15 protein-coding genes are annotated in these 13,069 nt (G+C 64.1%); 9 read left to right on the top strand and 6 right to left on the bottom strand.

What is annotated here, in order from left to right; translation table 11 throughout:
- The first annotated feature begins 11 nt into the window (after window positions 1-11).
- Window positions 12-1,418, top strand: coding sequence for a class II fumarate hydratase (gene fumC / locus P9220_RS07940; RefSeq protein WP_309764350.1), 1,407 nt, complete (start codon window positions 12-14; stop codon window positions 1,416-1,418).
- 26 nt (window positions 1,419-1,444) lie between these two features.
- On the opposite strand, the gene P9220_RS07935 is transcribed toward fumC, so the two are convergent.
- Window positions 1,445-1,978, bottom strand: coding sequence for an acyl-CoA thioesterase (locus P9220_RS07935; protein WP_309764349.1), 534 nt, complete (start codon window positions 1,976-1,978; stop codon window positions 1,445-1,447).
- Window positions 1,979-2,022: 44 nt separating this feature from the next.
- The gene (locus P9220_RS07930; RefSeq protein ID WP_309764348.1) at window positions 2,023-2,169 is read right to left on the bottom strand and encodes a hypothetical protein; all 147 of its coding nucleotides are present in this window, start codon (window positions 2,167-2,169) and stop codon (window positions 2,023-2,025) included.
- A 137-nt stretch (window positions 2,170-2,306) separates the two neighbouring features.
- Here P9220_RS07930 and P9220_RS07925 point away from each other — a divergent pair, with 137 nt between their 5' ends.
- The gene (locus P9220_RS07925; protein ID WP_309764347.1) at window positions 2,307-3,035 is read left to right on the top strand and encodes a helix-turn-helix transcriptional regulator; all 729 of its coding nucleotides are present in this window, start codon (window positions 2,307-2,309) and stop codon (window positions 3,033-3,035) included.
- Window positions 3,036-3,061: 26 nt separating this feature from the next.
- On the opposite strand, the gene P9220_RS07920 is transcribed toward P9220_RS07925, so the two are convergent.
- Window positions 3,062-4,033, bottom strand: a complete 972-nt coding sequence (locus P9220_RS07920; protein ID WP_309764346.1) for a thymidylate synthase — start codon at window positions 4,031-4,033, stop codon at window positions 3,062-3,064.
- Window positions 4,034-4,168: 135 nt separating this feature from the next.
- The gene (locus tag P9220_RS07915) at window positions 4,169-5,548 is read right to left on the bottom strand and encodes a sigma-54 dependent transcriptional regulator (protein ID WP_309764345.1); all 1,380 of its coding nucleotides are present in this window, start codon (window positions 5,546-5,548) and stop codon (window positions 4,169-4,171) included.
- Between the two features lie 312 nt (window positions 5,549-5,860).
- Here P9220_RS07915 and P9220_RS07910 point away from each other — a divergent pair, with 312 nt between their 5' ends.
- Both P9220_RS07910 and P9220_RS07905 read left to right on the top strand, forming a co-directional pair.
- Window positions 5,861-6,160, top strand: a complete 300-nt coding sequence (locus P9220_RS07910; protein WP_309764344.1) for a hypothetical protein — start codon at window positions 5,861-5,863, stop codon at window positions 6,158-6,160.
- 315 nt (window positions 6,161-6,475) lie between these two features.
- On the top strand, window positions 6,476-6,973 hold the full coding sequence (locus P9220_RS07905; protein ID WP_309764342.1) for a dihydrofolate reductase: 498 nt from the start codon (window positions 6,476-6,478) through the stop codon (window positions 6,971-6,973).
- Between the two features lie 55 nt (window positions 6,974-7,028).
- Here P9220_RS07905 and pmbA read toward each other — a convergent pair whose 3' ends face one another.
- Window positions 7,029-8,399, bottom strand: a complete 1,371-nt coding sequence (gene pmbA / locus P9220_RS07900) for a metalloprotease PmbA (RefSeq protein WP_309764341.1) — start codon at window positions 8,397-8,399, stop codon at window positions 7,029-7,031.
- Between the two features lie 204 nt (window positions 8,400-8,603).
- On the opposite strand from pmbA, the gene yjgA reads away from it, so the two are divergent.
- Together yjgA and mog are read left to right on the top strand one after the other, a co-directional pair.
- On the top strand, window positions 8,604-9,209 hold the full coding sequence (gene yjgA / locus P9220_RS07895) for a ribosome biogenesis factor YjgA (protein ID WP_309764340.1): 606 nt from the start codon (window positions 8,604-8,606) through the stop codon (window positions 9,207-9,209).
- Window positions 9,193-9,813, top strand: a complete 621-nt coding sequence (gene mog / locus P9220_RS07890; protein ID WP_309764339.1) for a molybdopterin adenylyltransferase — start codon at window positions 9,193-9,195, stop codon at window positions 9,811-9,813. Before yjgA ends, mog begins: the two co-directional genes overlap by 17 nt.
- Here mog and orn read toward each other — a convergent pair.
- Window positions 9,810-10,415, bottom strand: coding sequence for an oligoribonuclease (gene orn / locus P9220_RS07885; protein WP_309764338.1), 606 nt, complete (start codon window positions 10,413-10,415; stop codon window positions 9,810-9,812). The genes mog and orn overlap by 4 nt on opposite strands.
- Before the next feature lie 129 nt (window positions 10,416-10,544).
- Here orn and P9220_RS07880 point away from each other — a divergent pair, with 129 nt between their 5' ends.
- From P9220_RS07880 to P9220_RS07870, 3 genes are read left to right on the top strand one after another with little or no spacing between them, the layout of a single operon-like run.
- The gene (locus tag P9220_RS07880) at window positions 10,545-11,813 is read left to right on the top strand and encodes a M48 family metallopeptidase (protein ID WP_309764337.1); all 1,269 of its coding nucleotides are present in this window, start codon (window positions 10,545-10,547) and stop codon (window positions 11,811-11,813) included.
- Window positions 11,810-12,745 carry a ribosome small subunit-dependent GTPase A gene (rsgA, locus tag P9220_RS07875; RefSeq protein ID WP_309764336.1) on the top strand — a complete coding sequence of 312 codons (936 nt, stop codon included), beginning with the start codon at window positions 11,810-11,812 and terminating at the stop codon, window positions 12,743-12,745. Before P9220_RS07880 ends, rsgA begins: the two co-directional genes overlap by 4 nt.
- Complete coding sequence (locus P9220_RS07870; RefSeq protein ID WP_309764335.1) at window positions 12,742-13,065, top strand: DUF2007 domain-containing protein; 324 nt, start codon at window positions 12,742-12,744, stop codon at window positions 13,063-13,065. The genes rsgA and P9220_RS07870 overlap by 4 nt, the downstream gene beginning before the upstream one ends.
- Window positions 13,066-13,069: the final 4 nt, after the last annotated feature.

Here is a 13,069-nt window from a genome sequence, read left to right as displayed (position 1 = left end):
AACTTCGGACCATGACCCAGAACGCGCAAGGCGACGTACGCATGGAGAAGGACACGTTCGGCGAGATCGCCGTGCCGAACGCGAAGCTTTGGGGCGCGCAGACGCAGCGTTCTTTGCAGAACTTCAAGATCTCGTCGGAGAAGCAGTCGCCCGAACTCATCACCGCGCTTGCAATCGTCAAGCGCGCCGCCGCCGAAGTGAACGCGGACCTGAAGGTGCTCGACGCCAAAAAGGCGCAGGCGATCATGCAGGCCGCCGACGAGATCATCGACGGCAAGCATCCGGACGAATTCCCGCTCGCCGTCTGGCAGACGGGCTCCGGCACGCAGACCAACATGAATCTGAACGAGGTGATCGCCAATCGCGCGAGCGAGATACTCGGCGGGCCGCGCGGCGAAGAGCGCCTCGTCCATCCCAACGACGACGTGAACCGCGGGCAGTCATCGAACGATGTGTTTCCGACCGCCATGCACGTCGCCGCCGCATACGCGATCGTCCGGCATCTGGTTCCGTCGCTGAAGACGCTGCGCGAAACGCTCGACAGCAAGTCGAAGCAGTTCGTGGATATCGTGAAAATCGGCCGCACGCATTTGCAGGACGCGACGCCGCTCACGCTCGGGCAGGAATTCTCCGGCTACGTCGCGCAACTCGATCAGGGCATTCGCCACGTGGAAGCGACGCTGCCGCATCTGTATCAGCTCGCGCAGGGCGGCACGGCGGTCGGCACGGGCCTGAACGCGCATCCGGAATTCGCGGCGAAGGTCGCGTCGGCGATCGGCAAGCTGACCGGCCTGCCCTTCGAGACCGCGCCCAACAAGTTCGAGGTGATGGCCGCCGCCGATGCGCTCGTCGCCGCGCACGGCGCGCTCAAGACGGTGGCCGCGAGCATGATGAAAATCGCCAACGACATCCGCTGGCTGGCGAGCGGGCCGCGCTGCGGGCTGGGCGAACTGTCGATTCCGGAAAACGAGCCGGGCAGTTCGATCATGCCGGGCAAGGTCAACCCGACGCAGTCCGAAGCGGTGACGATGCTCTGCTGTCAGGTGTTCGGCAACGACGTCGCGGTGAATATCGGCGGCGCGAGCGGCAACTTCGAGCTCAACGTGTTCCGGCCGATGATCGCGCATAACGTGCTGCAGTCGGTCCGCCTGCTCGCGGACGGCGCGCAGAGCTTCAACGACAACTGCGCGGTCGGCATCGAGGCGAACGAGCAGCGCATCGACAGCCTGCTCAACGAATCGCTGATGCTGGTGACGGCGCTCAACCCGCACATCGGCTACGACAAGGCCGCGCAGATCGCGAAGAAAGCGCACAAGGAAGGCACGACGCTGAAGGCCGCCGCGCTCGCGCTCGGGCATGTGACCGAGCAGCAGTTCGACGAGTGGGTGAAGCCGCAGGACATGGTCGGCAACAAGTAAGCAACTTCCCGTACGAAGCGCGGCGGTCAGACCTTGCCCGCCGCGACTTCTTCCGGCTTCAGTTCGACGATCGCGTCTAGCGCGTCTTTCACGTCCATCGCGTACCGGGCGAGGCGCTTTTCCTCGTCCGACTCCGGCACGAACGCGGGCACGGGCGTCGGCTGGCCGGTTTCATCGACGGCGACGAAGACCATCAGGCAATCCGTGGTCTGCGCAAGCTCGCCGACTTTCGGATCGCCTGCATGCACCGAAATATGGATGTGCATGCTCGTGCGGCCCGTCGCGACCACGCGCGCGCGCAACTCCACCAGATTGCCGACGAGAATCGGCCGCCGGAAGCGAATGTTGCCGACGCTCACCGTGACCGCATAGCGCCCCGACCACATCGCGGCGCACGCGTAGGCCGTTTCGTCGATCCATTTCATCAGCGCGCCGCCGTGCACCTTGCCGCCGAAGTTGACCGACGTCGGTTCGGCAAGAAAACGGAAGGTGGTTTCGGCGCGGCCGTCGCGCAGGGCGGATGGCGATGAGGAAGCGGAAGACGGGATCGGCGAGTTCATGGCGAGAAGCGAGGCGAATTGGCGAAGCGCCGATTATAGGTCCGCTAGTTGTGGACCACGACGCCCTGATCGATCGTGCCGTACATCGTGATGCTGCCGCCCGAACCCGCCGACGATGACGACGCGCCGCCCGCACATCCTGCGCACAGAACGAGAACGCCGAGCGCGGCGGCGGCGATGAATCTGGACATGCTGGACTCCCTGCTCTTGAGACGACCCGGCCATTCTAGCGCCGGGGCGGCGGCATCGACATTTCATGCGGGCGTGAAACGTCGGTTGCGGGCGCGCGCTACGATTGAGGCATCTTCCGCTTCGTGGCTGCATCGACATGAACGACGACGACTCCCGCGCCCGGCACTTCCCCGGGCTTTCGCGCATCGGCGCGTTGCTCGCCGATCCGGGCCGCGCGGCCATGCTCTGGTCACTGATGGACGGCGCGGCGCGCCCCGCCGGCGAACTGACGATGATCGCGGGCGTCTCGCCGTCGGCCGCGAGCGGGCATCTCGCGCGTCTGACCGAAGGCGGACTGCTGGCGCTGGAAGTCAGCGGAAGGCATCGCTATTACAGGATTGCGACGGCGGATATCGCGGCGGCCATCGAAGCGCTCGCGAACCTCGCCCGCGCGAGCGCGCCGCAACGCGCGCCGGAGCATCGCCCGAGCGCCGTGCCGCTCGACATGCGCTACGCCCGCACCTGCTACGACCATCTCGCGGGCGAACTGTCCGTGCGGCTTTTCGACGGCATGATCGCGCGCAACTGGCTGGCAGCGGCGACGCACGGACCGGACACGCTCGACGCCACGCCCGACGGCGCGCAAGCGTTCGCGGAACTGGGCATCGACATGGAGGCGCAGCGCGCGCGGCGCCGGCGCTTTGCGTGCACGTGCATCGACTGGAGCGAGCGGCGTCCGCATCTCGGCGGCGCGTTGGGCGCGGCGCTGCTTCGTGCGTGTGAAGAACGCGGATGGATCGAGCGCACGGCGAAGCGTCGCGTGCTGCGCGTGACGCCCGCCGGGCAGCGGCATTTCGATGAGTTTTTATCGCAACGGCGTGCGTAGCGCGCGATGCGCGTTGCAACGCCGGATCAGACGGCCATCGGCGCGCTGATGGGATCGTGATGCCGATAACCTTCGAGCGCGAAATCCGCCGGCTCGACTTTCTCCAGCCACTCCGGTTCGTAGCGCTTCGTGACAGCGTAATCCGGCACGCGGTCCGAGATGATGAGTTGCGGCGCGGGATACGGCTCGCGCTTCAGCTGCTCGTTCAGCATGTCGAGTTGATTCTCGTAGATGTGCGCATCGCCGATGAAGTAAGTGAACCAGCGGGGTGTGTACCCCGTCAGCCGCCCGACCAGATGCAGCAGCGCCGCGCCTTCGGTGAGATTGAACGGCGTGCCGAGGCCTACGTCGTTGCTGCGAATATACAGGCACAGCGAGATTTCGCGCTTCGTCACGTTGGGCAGGAACTGATACAGCAAGTGACACGCGGGCAGCGCGATTTCATCGAGCTTGGCGGGGTTCCACGCATGAAACAGAATGCGCCGGTCGGTCGGGCGCTCGATGATCGTATCCAGACACTGGCGCAACTGGTCGATCGCCTTGTACAGCAGCACCTTCTCGTGCCCGCTCTCGACGAAGCTCGTCACCAGTTCATAGCCGCGGTTGGTCGCATCGGCGATCTGATCGCCCGCGCTTGCATCGATCAGCTTGTATGCCGGCCATTGGCGCCACTGCACGCCGTAGACATCGCCGAGATCGTCCGTTCCCTGGCGATACGGGTTCTCGAGCCATTGCGGATTTTCGTTCGCGTTCGCGTCCCAGACCTTGCAGCCGAGCGCGCGAAAGTCCGCCGCGCTGCGCGAGGCGCGCAGAAAGCCCACCATTTCCCCAATCGCGGATTTGAACGCGAGCTTCTTCGTCGTCACGGCGGGGAAACCTTGCTGCAAGTCGAAGCGCAACATTGCGCCCGGCATGCTGATGGTGCGGATGCCCGTGCGGTTTTCCTGCCAGGCGCCGGTATCGAGGATCGTCTGGACGAGCTCGAGATACTGTTTCATTGATGTTCCTTGGATGCCGGCACGAGCCGCGTGAAGACAACGATTTTACCAAGCAGGCCCATGCGCTGCTTTTGCGTCGGGCAAAGGAAAACGGGCGCCTTCGGGCGCCCGTTCCGTGCAGCGATGAAGCGTGCGTCAGCCGCGCGTGGCGTGCTCCGGCGGCGCGTCGACCTCGATGTGACGCATGCCGTGCGCGCTCAGCAGCCGATACAGCGTGACCCGCGAAATGCCCAGTTCTTGCGCGGCATCCCCGAGGCGCCCGCGATGACGCAAGAGCGCGAGTTCGATGGCCTGCCGCTCCGCCGCTTCGCGCGCCTGCGCAAGCGACACCGGCGCGACCTCGACGTACTCGCCGAGCTCCAGGTCCCGCGCGGTGATCTGCCGCCCCTCGGACATCACGATGGCGCGCCGCACGCGATTGATGAGCTCGCGCACGTTGCCCGGCCAGCCATAGTTGTGGATTGCGGCGATTGCGCACGGCGAGAAACCGCGCAGGCGACGGCTCGCGTCTTTCTTGAAACGGTCGAGCATGTGCTTCGCGAGCAGTTCGATGTCCTTGCCGCGCGCGCGCAGCGGCGGTTCGTCGATCTGCAGCACGCACAGGCGGTGATACAGGTCCGCGCGGAAGCGCCCTTCGATCATCGCGGTCTGCATGTCGACGTGCGTGGCCGAAATGATGCGCACGTCCACCGGCGTCGAACCGTGTCCGCCGAGGCGCTCGACCTTGCGTTCCTGCAGGAAGCGCAGCAGGCTCGCCTGACTTTCGAGCGGCAGGTCGCCGATTTCATCGAGGAACAAGGTGCCGCCGTTGGCCGCTTCGACGCGCCCGATCTTGCGCTGATTCGCGCCCGTGAACGCGCCGCGTTCGTAGCCGAAAAGCTCCGATTGCAGCAGGTGCGCGGGGATCGCGCCGCAGTTGATCGCGACGAAAGGTTGATCGCGACGCGCCGAACGCTCGTGAATGGCGACGGCCGTCAGTTCCTTGCCAGTGCCCGATTCGCCGGAGATGAACACGGGAGCGTCCGTCATCGCGACTTTGCGAATGGAGCGGAAGAGCGCGAGCATGGCGTCGCACGAGCCGACCATTTCGCCTTCCGCCCGGCCTTCGATGCGCGGATCGTTCGAGGCTGCGTCGTGCAGCGAGACCATGCCGTACGCGTGGCCGACGGAATCGACGATGCGGTCGTTCGACGTCGGCAGCGTCACATAGTCGAAACAGTAGTCGCGGATCAGCCGGCGCACGGCGGCGTCTTCCAGTTGCCCGGAGACGGTCGCGGCGACCCAGCCGACGTTGGTCATGGTCAGCGACGATTCGAACGCCGCCAGTTCGTGAGATTCGAAGTGACTCGACAGATCCAGCAGCCCGCCCATTGCGAGGTCGCTGCGCAATGCCTTGCGCGTATCACGCGCGCTCGCCACGATTTCGATTTTCCAGCCGCGTTCCTCGAACCGCGCGCATAGCGTCTCGCTGGGATCGCGAGTTACATAGATGAGTTGCCGCCGAGCGACGTCCATTATTCAGATCCTTGGTTCAACGTTCGTTGAAAAGGTCGCGTAGTTCAGGCTCGCGCTACATGCAGACTTCGTTGTCCTCGCACGTGCTGCGAACGGACTTGCAATTTCAATACGTTGCCCCCGGGAACATGGCGCGTGTCACACCTGCGCCCCTTCCGCGAAACCCTTTTTGTATGATTCTGCGCCGCAGTCGAGAGACTACTATAACCCAGAAACAGCGAAAACAGATATGGCGACTAGCCGTTGAATTAGCCACGGGGCCTTGCTGGCTGTGCGTCGGCAAGGGCTTGCATGCATTTGGAAAATCGTGGCATGACCGTTTATATCGGACCCAAGCTTATACCGAATCGCGCAGCGTTTCATGCCTTTCTGATGCCTTGTTACATCGGTGAAACGTTTTCGAGCGTTGAAACGTCAACTCGCCTGCCGTCCTCGCTGCAATGCCACGCGGCACAAGGCGTGAAAGCAAATGGCACGCATTTGGCTTCTACAGCTTTATCCGTTGCCGTGGCTTATACGCGCGTCGCGGCTAAAAAGCCGGAATCTTCTTCCGCTGATGTCTTTCATACCGGACATTCAATACCGTTATTCCCCGCCGCAAGTCCGGAATAAATTGCTGGCATTTCCTGTTCGACAGATGGCTCTCGATAATTTTTTACCGCGCCAATCGGTGCTCGATGCGCAATTGCCCGATGCAAACGACGCTGAAAGCGCCGACGCGTTTCATCGGAACGCTCGCGAACGTTCACGAGGCGCGAAGCCCAGCGTCACGCTATGGGACGAAGTCGCGCCCCGCGTCCGTACAATGAGCAACGTCCCCGCCGACGATTTCCCCGACGCCTGACGAACGCCGTCAGGATCGCTCGCCCGCCCGCGCGCGGGGTAGAATCGTGCCCCCGCCTTCCGCGGCCTGACTTCCACTTCCACATGACGACGCTGACTCTGATCGTCGCTCGCGCGCGCAATGGCGTGATCGGGCGGGATAACCAACTGCCGTGGCGCCTGCCCGAAGACCTCGCCTTCTTCAAGCGCACGACGATGGGCGCGCCCATCATCATGGGACGCAAGACGCATGAATCGATCGGCCGGCCGTTGCCGGGGCGGCGTAATATCGTCGTGACGCGTGATGCGACGCTACGCTACGAAGGTTGCGATACCGTGACGAGCATCGACGCCGCGCTCGCGCTCGCCACCGCCGATGGCGTTCCGGAAGCGTTCGTCATCGGCGGCGCGCAGCTTTATGGCGATGCGATTCACCGCGCAGGGAAGATGATCGTCACCGAGATCGACGCCGATTTCGACGGCAACACGCGCTTGGACGCGCCGGATGCGTCGCAGTGGCGCGAAGTGTCCCGCGAGCCGCATCGCGCTGCGCCGCCGAACGACTTCGGCTTCGCGTTCGTGACGTACGAACGGCGCGCATGAACGACAAAGGCCCCGGACGGTTCGCACGTCCGGGGCCTTTTTTCCGTCGGCAGGCTTATTGGCCGGCGACCGTCATCCGCTCGATCAGCACCGAGCCGATTGCCTTCGTGCCGCGCACGACCGTATCGGCGCCGATTGCCTCGATATGCCGGAACATCTCCTGAAGCGTGCTCGCGACGGTGATTTCCTCGACTGCGTACTGAATCTCGCCGTTCTCGACCCAGAAACCCGACGCGCCGCGCGAATAGTCGCCCGTCACATAGTTCACGCCCTGCCCCATCAGCTCCGTGAGCAGCAGGCCGGTGCCGAGCTTCTTCAGCATCGCTTCGAAATCGTCTTCGGGCTTCGTGTGCGTGCTCGTCATCGACAGATTGTGCGATCCGCCCGCGTTGCCGGTCGTCTGCATCCCGAGCTTGCGCGCCGAATAGGTCGACAGGAAATAGCCCTGCACGACGCCGTCCTCAACCACGTTGCGCCTTTGCGTGCGCACGCCTTCCTCGTCGAACGGCGCGCTGCCCATGCCGCCCCGCACGTGCGGATCTTCGACGATCTGGATGTGCGGCGCGAACACCGGCTTGCCGAGGCTGTCGACCAGAAACGTGGTCTTGCGATACAGCGCGCCGCCGCTCACCGACTGCACGAACGCGCCGAGAATGCCCGCCGCGAGCGGTGCTTCGAACAGCACGCGGCACTTGCGGGTATCGAGGCTGCGCGCGTTCAGGCGCGCAAGCGCGCGCTGAGCGGCGTAGCGGCCGACGGCTTCGGGATCCGCCAGCTCCGATGCGGCGCGCCGCGACGTGTACCAGTCGTCGCGCTGCATGTCGCGGCCGCTTTGCGCAATGGGCGCGCACGCGATGTAATGCCGCGAATACGGATAACCGGCCATGAAGCCGCGCGACGTCGCGAGCACGAACTGCGAATGCTGCGCGGAAACGCTCGCGCCTTCCGAATTGGTGATGCGCTTGTCGACGGCGAAGGCCGCGTCCTCGGCGCGCCGCGCGATGTCGGCGGCTTCGTCCGCGTCGAGTTCCCACGGGTGATAGAGATCGAGATCCTGCGGCGACTTCTCGAGCAGTTCTTCCTCGGCAAGCCCGGCTGCGCTGTCTTCCGCCGTGAAGCGGGCGATGTTGTACGCCGCCGCGACCGTGTCGCGCAGCGCCTCGCGCGTGAAGTCGGCGGTGCTCGCGTTACCGCGCTTCTTGCCGATGAACACCGTCACGCCGACCATCTTGTCGCGGTTATGCTCGATGGTTTCCACTTCGCCGCGCCGCACGCTCACCGAAAGGCCATCGCCTTCGGAGATTTCGGTGGCGGCATCGCTCGCGCCCAACTCCTTCGCGTAGCGCAGGATGTCGGAGGCGATCTCCTTCAGTTCGTCTTGCGTATGCGGGAAAAAGCGTTGCTTGACGTCGATGTCTGCTGCCATTTGTCGTTGCCTTGGTTTCGTTGACTGCAAAAGCCGGGCGCGATGCGCGCCTTCTGGTCATTCAGTGTCGATGCCGGCCCATGCGCGAAACGTTCGCCTGCCGCATCGGCCCGTCACGCGATCATAGCAAGGACCGCGCGCATTCACCCGCCATCGAGTGCGCGGCGCGCCCGGTCCCGCGCGGGCGCAAGCTACAATGACGGCATGAACCGTAAAACCCGCATTCAACCGATCGAAGCCGACCGCAACGACGCCGACGCCGACGATCACGGCTACGATCGCCCCAGCAAATCTCAGCTCAAGCGCGAAATGCACGCGCTGCAGGAACTGGGCGAGGCGCTGATCGCGCTGCCGAAAGACGCGCTCAAGCGCATGCCGATGCCCGAAGACCTCGACGACGCCGTGCGCGAAGCGCGCCGCATCACCGATCACGAAGGCAAGCGCCGCCAGTTGCAGTACGTCGGGCGCGTCATGCGTTCGCTGGACGAGGAACAGGTCGCCGCGCTGCGCACCGCGCTCGACACGCATCGAGGCGTGAACAAGGCGGAAACCGCGCGCCTGCACTGGATCGAGCGCACGCGCGAAAAGCTGCTTGCCGACGACGCCGCGCTCACCGAATTCATCCGCCAGCACCCCGGTGTCGATGCGCAGGAAGGCCGGACGCTGATTCGCAACGCTCGCAAGGAACGCGAGCAGCAGAAGCCGCCGCGCTACTATCGCGAGTTGTTTCAGTGGATCAAGAACGCGGCGGGCGTCGAAGATGACGCCGATTCGGCCGATATCGAGGAAGACGATGATTCCGAAGCGTAATCATCCCGACGAACTCGTCGTCGGGCTCGTCTCGATCAGCGATCGCGCATCGCAAGGCGTCTATGAAGACAAGGGCTTGCCGGCGCTGCAAGCGTGGCTCGGCGAGGCGCTGGCATCGCCGTGGCGCGCCGAAACGCGCCTGATCCAGGACGACGCGACGACCATCTCCACAACGCTCGTCGAACTCGTCGATACGCTCGGCTGCGATCTCGTGCTGACCACGGGCGGCACCGGCCCCGCGCGCCGCGACGTGACGCCGGAAGCGACGCTCGCCATCGCCACGAAGGAGATGCCGGGCTTCGGAGAGCAGATGCGCCAGATCAGCCTCAACTTCGTGCCGACCGCGATCCTGTCGCGGCAAGTCGCGGTCATCCGCGAAACGGACGGCCACGCCGCGCTCGTCATCAATTTGCCGGGACAGCCGAAGTCGATCCGCGAGACGCTCGAAGGCGTGAAAGACGCCGAAGGCAAGACCGCGGTGCCGGGCATCTTCGCGGCGGTGCCGTACTGCATCGATCTGATCGGCGGGCCGTACATTGAAACGCGGGCGGAAGTGGTCGCCGCGTTCCGTCCGAAAAGCGCGATTCGCCCGCCGAAGGATTAAGACGCGTCAGCCGCCGACGACGGAATGAGGAAGTGCTCGCGGTAGTACTTGAGCTCGTCGATGGATTCGTGGATATCGGCGAGCGCCGTGTGCATCGCGCGCTTCTGGAAGCCCTTGTAGATGGCAGGCTGCCAGCGGCGGCACAGTTCCTTCAGCGTGCTCACGTCGAGGTTGCGGTAGTGGAAGAACGTTTCCAGTTCCGGCATCCAGCGCGCCATGAAACGGCGGTCCTGGCAAATCGAATTGCCGCACATCGGCGACTTGCCGGGCGGCACGTACTGACCGAGAAACTTGCGAATCTGCCGCGTGGCTTCGGCTTCATCCACCGTCGACGCCTTCACGCGTTCAATCAGCCCGGAGCGCCCGTGCGTGTTGCGGTTCCACTCGTCCATGCGTCCGAGCGCCTCCTCCGTTTGATGGATGGCGAACACCGGACCTTCCACCATTTTGTCGAGCGTCGAGTTTGTCACGACCACCGCAATCTCGATGATGCGGTCATTGTCGGGATCGAGCCCGGTCATCTCCATGTCGAGCCATACGAGATTCATTTCGCTGCGCGCGAGCACGGGTTCGACGTCGGGAAGGCTGGAAGAGTCGGTCATGGGCGATGCCTGAGGGAAGGAGGTGAGGCCGCGGCGCGCCCGATGGCAACGGCATGCAATGGCATGATGTGACAACGGCGGCACAGCCAACAACCTATAATTCTCGCATAGTTCAATCGGAATTCCCGGATGACCAACCTCACTCTCGCTTTCTCGACGATCTTCGTCGTCGCGCTCGTCGCAATGGTTTCGACCAAACTGTGGCTCGCGTCCCGCCAGATCCGGCACGTGGCCGCGCACCGCAACGGCGTGCCGCCGCAGTTCACGGGCACGATCCCGCTGACCGCGCATCAGCGCGCGGCGGATTACACGGTCGAGCGCACGCGGCTCACGATGATCGAAGTCGTGACGAGTGCCGTCGTGCTCGTCGCGCTGACGCTGCTCGGAGGCGTGCAGGCGCTCGACAACGCCATCACCGACTGGCTCGGGCGCGGCTATCTCGGTCAGATCGCGCTGGTGGCGTCGGTGGTGGCGATCACGAGCGTCATCGACTTGCCCTTTGATTACTTCCGCCAGTTCGTGATCGAGGAGAAGTTCGGCTTCAATCGCATGTCGAAGAAGCTGTTCTTCGCGGACCTCCTGAAGGGCACGCTGATCGGCGTGATCGTCGGCGCGCCGCTTCTGCTGCTGACACTCTGGCTGATGGATCGCGCAGGCGCGTACTGGTGGCTCTGGACCTGGATGGTGTGGGTCGCGTTTCAACTGCTCGCGATGGTCATCTACCCTACTTTCATCGCCCCGCTTTTCAACAAGTTCGAGCCGCTGAAGGACGAAGCGCTCGTGAAGCGCATCGAGAACCTGATGTCGCGCACGGGCTTCGCGGCGAAGGGACTCTTCGTCATGGACGGCAGCCGCCGCTCGGCCCACGGCAATGCATATTTCACGGGTTTCGGCGCGACCAAGCGCATCGTTTTCTTTGATACGCTCCTCGCGCGCCTCTCGGGCAGCGAGATCGAAGCAGTGCTCGCCCATGAACTCGGTCACTTCAAGCGCCGTCACGTGTTGAAGCTGATGCTCGTGACGTTCGGCATCAGCCTCGTCATGCTGGCGCTGCTGGGATGGCTCGCGCAGACCGTGTGGTTCTACGAAGGGCTCGGCGTGCGACCGTCGCTCGTCGGCAGCAACAACGGGCTCGCGCTCGTGCTCTTCATGCTCGTGCTGCCGGTGTTCATGTTCTTCATCACGCCGCTCGGCAGCCTGACATCGCGCAAGAACGAATTCGAAGCGGATGCGTTCGCGGCAAGCCAGACCGATCCGAAGGACCTCGTCAACGCGCTCGTCAAGCTCTATGAAGACAACGCGTCGACGCTCACGCCCGATCCGCTCTACACCGCGTTTTACTACTCGCACCCGCCGGCATCGCAACGCATCGATCGTCTGATGCAGCACGCCGCATGACCGCGCGTGCATCGCGCAAGGGCGGCGCGGCGGCTAACGGACGGCTCGCGGGCACCGTCATCGCCGCGCACGGGCGGCATTATCTCGTCACGCCTGGCGACGGCGGTCCGATGCTCCAGTGCTTCCCGCGCGGCAAACGCAGCGAAGTCGCGGTCGGCGATAGCGTGCTGTACGAGCAGTCGTCGGTGGATCAGGGCGTGATCGTCGAGATCGGAGAGCGGCGCAACCTGCTGTATCGATCGGATCAGTTCAAGTCGAAGCTCTTCGCCGCAAATCTCGACCAACTGCTGGTCGTGCTCGCCACCGAGCCGCATTTCAGCGAGGACCTGCTCGGGCGCGCGCTGATCGCGGCGGAAGCGCACGGCCTCGAGTCGCTGATCGTGCTCAACAAGATCGACGTCGAAAGCGCGTTGCCGCTGGCGCGCGAGCGGCTCGCTCCGTATCGCGAACTCGGCTACACGGTGATCGAGTTATCCGCGAAAACGCAGCCGGGCGAGGTGCATCCGCAACTCGACGCTCATCTGAAAGACCGGGCGACGATCCTGCTCGGTCAGTCGGGCATGGGCAAATCGACGCTCGTCAACCTGCTCGTCCCGGATGCCGACGCGGCCACGCGCGAAATCTCATCCGCGCTCAACAGCGGCCGGCACACGACGACGTTCACCCGCCTTTATGCGCTGCCGGGCGGTGGATCGCTGATCGATTCCCCGGGCTTCCAGGAATTCGGCCTGCACCATTTGTCCGAAGGCCAACTCGAGCGCGCGTTCGCGGATTTTCGACCGTATCTTGGCCACTGCCGCTTTTATAACTGCCATCACCTGCACGAGCCGGGCTGCGCCGTGCTCGAAGCGGTCGAAGCGGGAAAAATCAGGCCCGAGCGGCACGCGCTTTATGCGCAACTGGTTCACGAAGCCAGCCAGATCGTGCGATGAAACGGCTCACGCGCGCGCCCAATCTCATCACCGCGCATCACTGGATGAACGTGCTGAAGACGGCGGGCGTGCCGTGCGAGTTGCACAATCGCTATCTCAACGGCGCGATGGGCGAAATTCCGGCGGAACAATGCGCGCCGGAAATATGGATCGTCGATGACCGCGACGAGACGCTCGCGCAGCGCCTTCTCGACCGCGCGCAAAAAGGGCCGGACGTGAACGCCCGGCCCTGGAAGTGCAAGCATTGCGGCGAATGGCTCGAACCGCAATTCACCGTATGCTGGAAGTGTCAGACGGAACGCGATCCGCTCGACGATTGATTCG

It is taken from the genome of Caballeronia sp. LZ016 (assembly GCF_031450805.1).
Taxonomy (GTDB): Bacteria; Pseudomonadota; Gammaproteobacteria; order Burkholderiales; family Burkholderiaceae; genus Caballeronia.
The sequence above is the reverse complement of the archived record's forward strand: the minus strand, read 5'-3'. Positions and strand labels throughout refer to the sequence as shown.

What these genes read in the sequence shown, in the direction of transcription:
- fumC (WP_309764350.1), top strand. Translation starts at nt 12, where the DNA reads ATGACCCAGAACGCGCAAGGCGACGTACGCATGGAGAAGGACACGTTC.
- P9220_RS07935 (WP_309764349.1), bottom strand. Translation starts at nt 1,978, where the DNA reads ATGAACTCGCCGATCCCGTCTTCCGCTTCCTCATCGCCATCCGCCCTG.
- P9220_RS07930 (WP_309764348.1), bottom strand. Translation starts at nt 2,169, where the DNA reads ATGTCCAGATTCATCGCCGCCGCCGCGCTCGGCGTTCTCGTTCTGTGC.
- P9220_RS07925 (WP_309764347.1), top strand. Translation starts at nt 2,307, where the DNA reads ATGAACGACGACGACTCCCGCGCCCGGCACTTCCCCGGGCTTTCGCGC.
- P9220_RS07920 (WP_309764346.1), bottom strand. Translation starts at nt 4,033, where the DNA reads ATGAAACAGTATCTCGAGCTCGTCCAGACGATCCTCGATACCGGCGCC.
- P9220_RS07915 (WP_309764345.1), bottom strand. Translation starts at nt 5,548, where the DNA reads ATGGACGTCGCTCGGCGGCAACTCATCTATGTAACTCGCGATCCCAGC.
- P9220_RS07910 (WP_309764344.1), top strand. Translation starts at nt 5,861, where the DNA reads ATGACCGTTTATATCGGACCCAAGCTTATACCGAATCGCGCAGCGTTT.
- P9220_RS07905 (WP_309764342.1), top strand. Translation starts at nt 6,476, where the DNA reads ATGACGACGCTGACTCTGATCGTCGCTCGCGCGCGCAATGGCGTGATC.
- pmbA (WP_309764341.1), bottom strand. Translation starts at nt 8,399, where the DNA reads ATGGCAGCAGACATCGACGTCAAGCAACGCTTTTTCCCGCATACGCAA.
- yjgA (WP_309764340.1), top strand. Translation starts at nt 8,604, where the DNA reads ATGAACCGTAAAACCCGCATTCAACCGATCGAAGCCGACCGCAACGAC.
- mog (WP_309764339.1), top strand. Translation starts at nt 9,193, where the DNA reads ATGATTCCGAAGCGTAATCATCCCGACGAACTCGTCGTCGGGCTCGTC.
- orn (WP_309764338.1), bottom strand. Translation starts at nt 10,415, where the DNA reads ATGACCGACTCTTCCAGCCTTCCCGACGTCGAACCCGTGCTCGCGCGC.
- P9220_RS07880 (WP_309764337.1), top strand. Translation starts at nt 10,545, where the DNA reads ATGACCAACCTCACTCTCGCTTTCTCGACGATCTTCGTCGTCGCGCTC.
- rsgA (WP_309764336.1), top strand. Translation starts at nt 11,810, where the DNA reads ATGACCGCGCGTGCATCGCGCAAGGGCGGCGCGGCGGCTAACGGACGG.
- P9220_RS07870 (WP_309764335.1), top strand. Translation starts at nt 12,742, where the DNA reads ATGAAACGGCTCACGCGCGCGCCCAATCTCATCACCGCGCATCACTGG.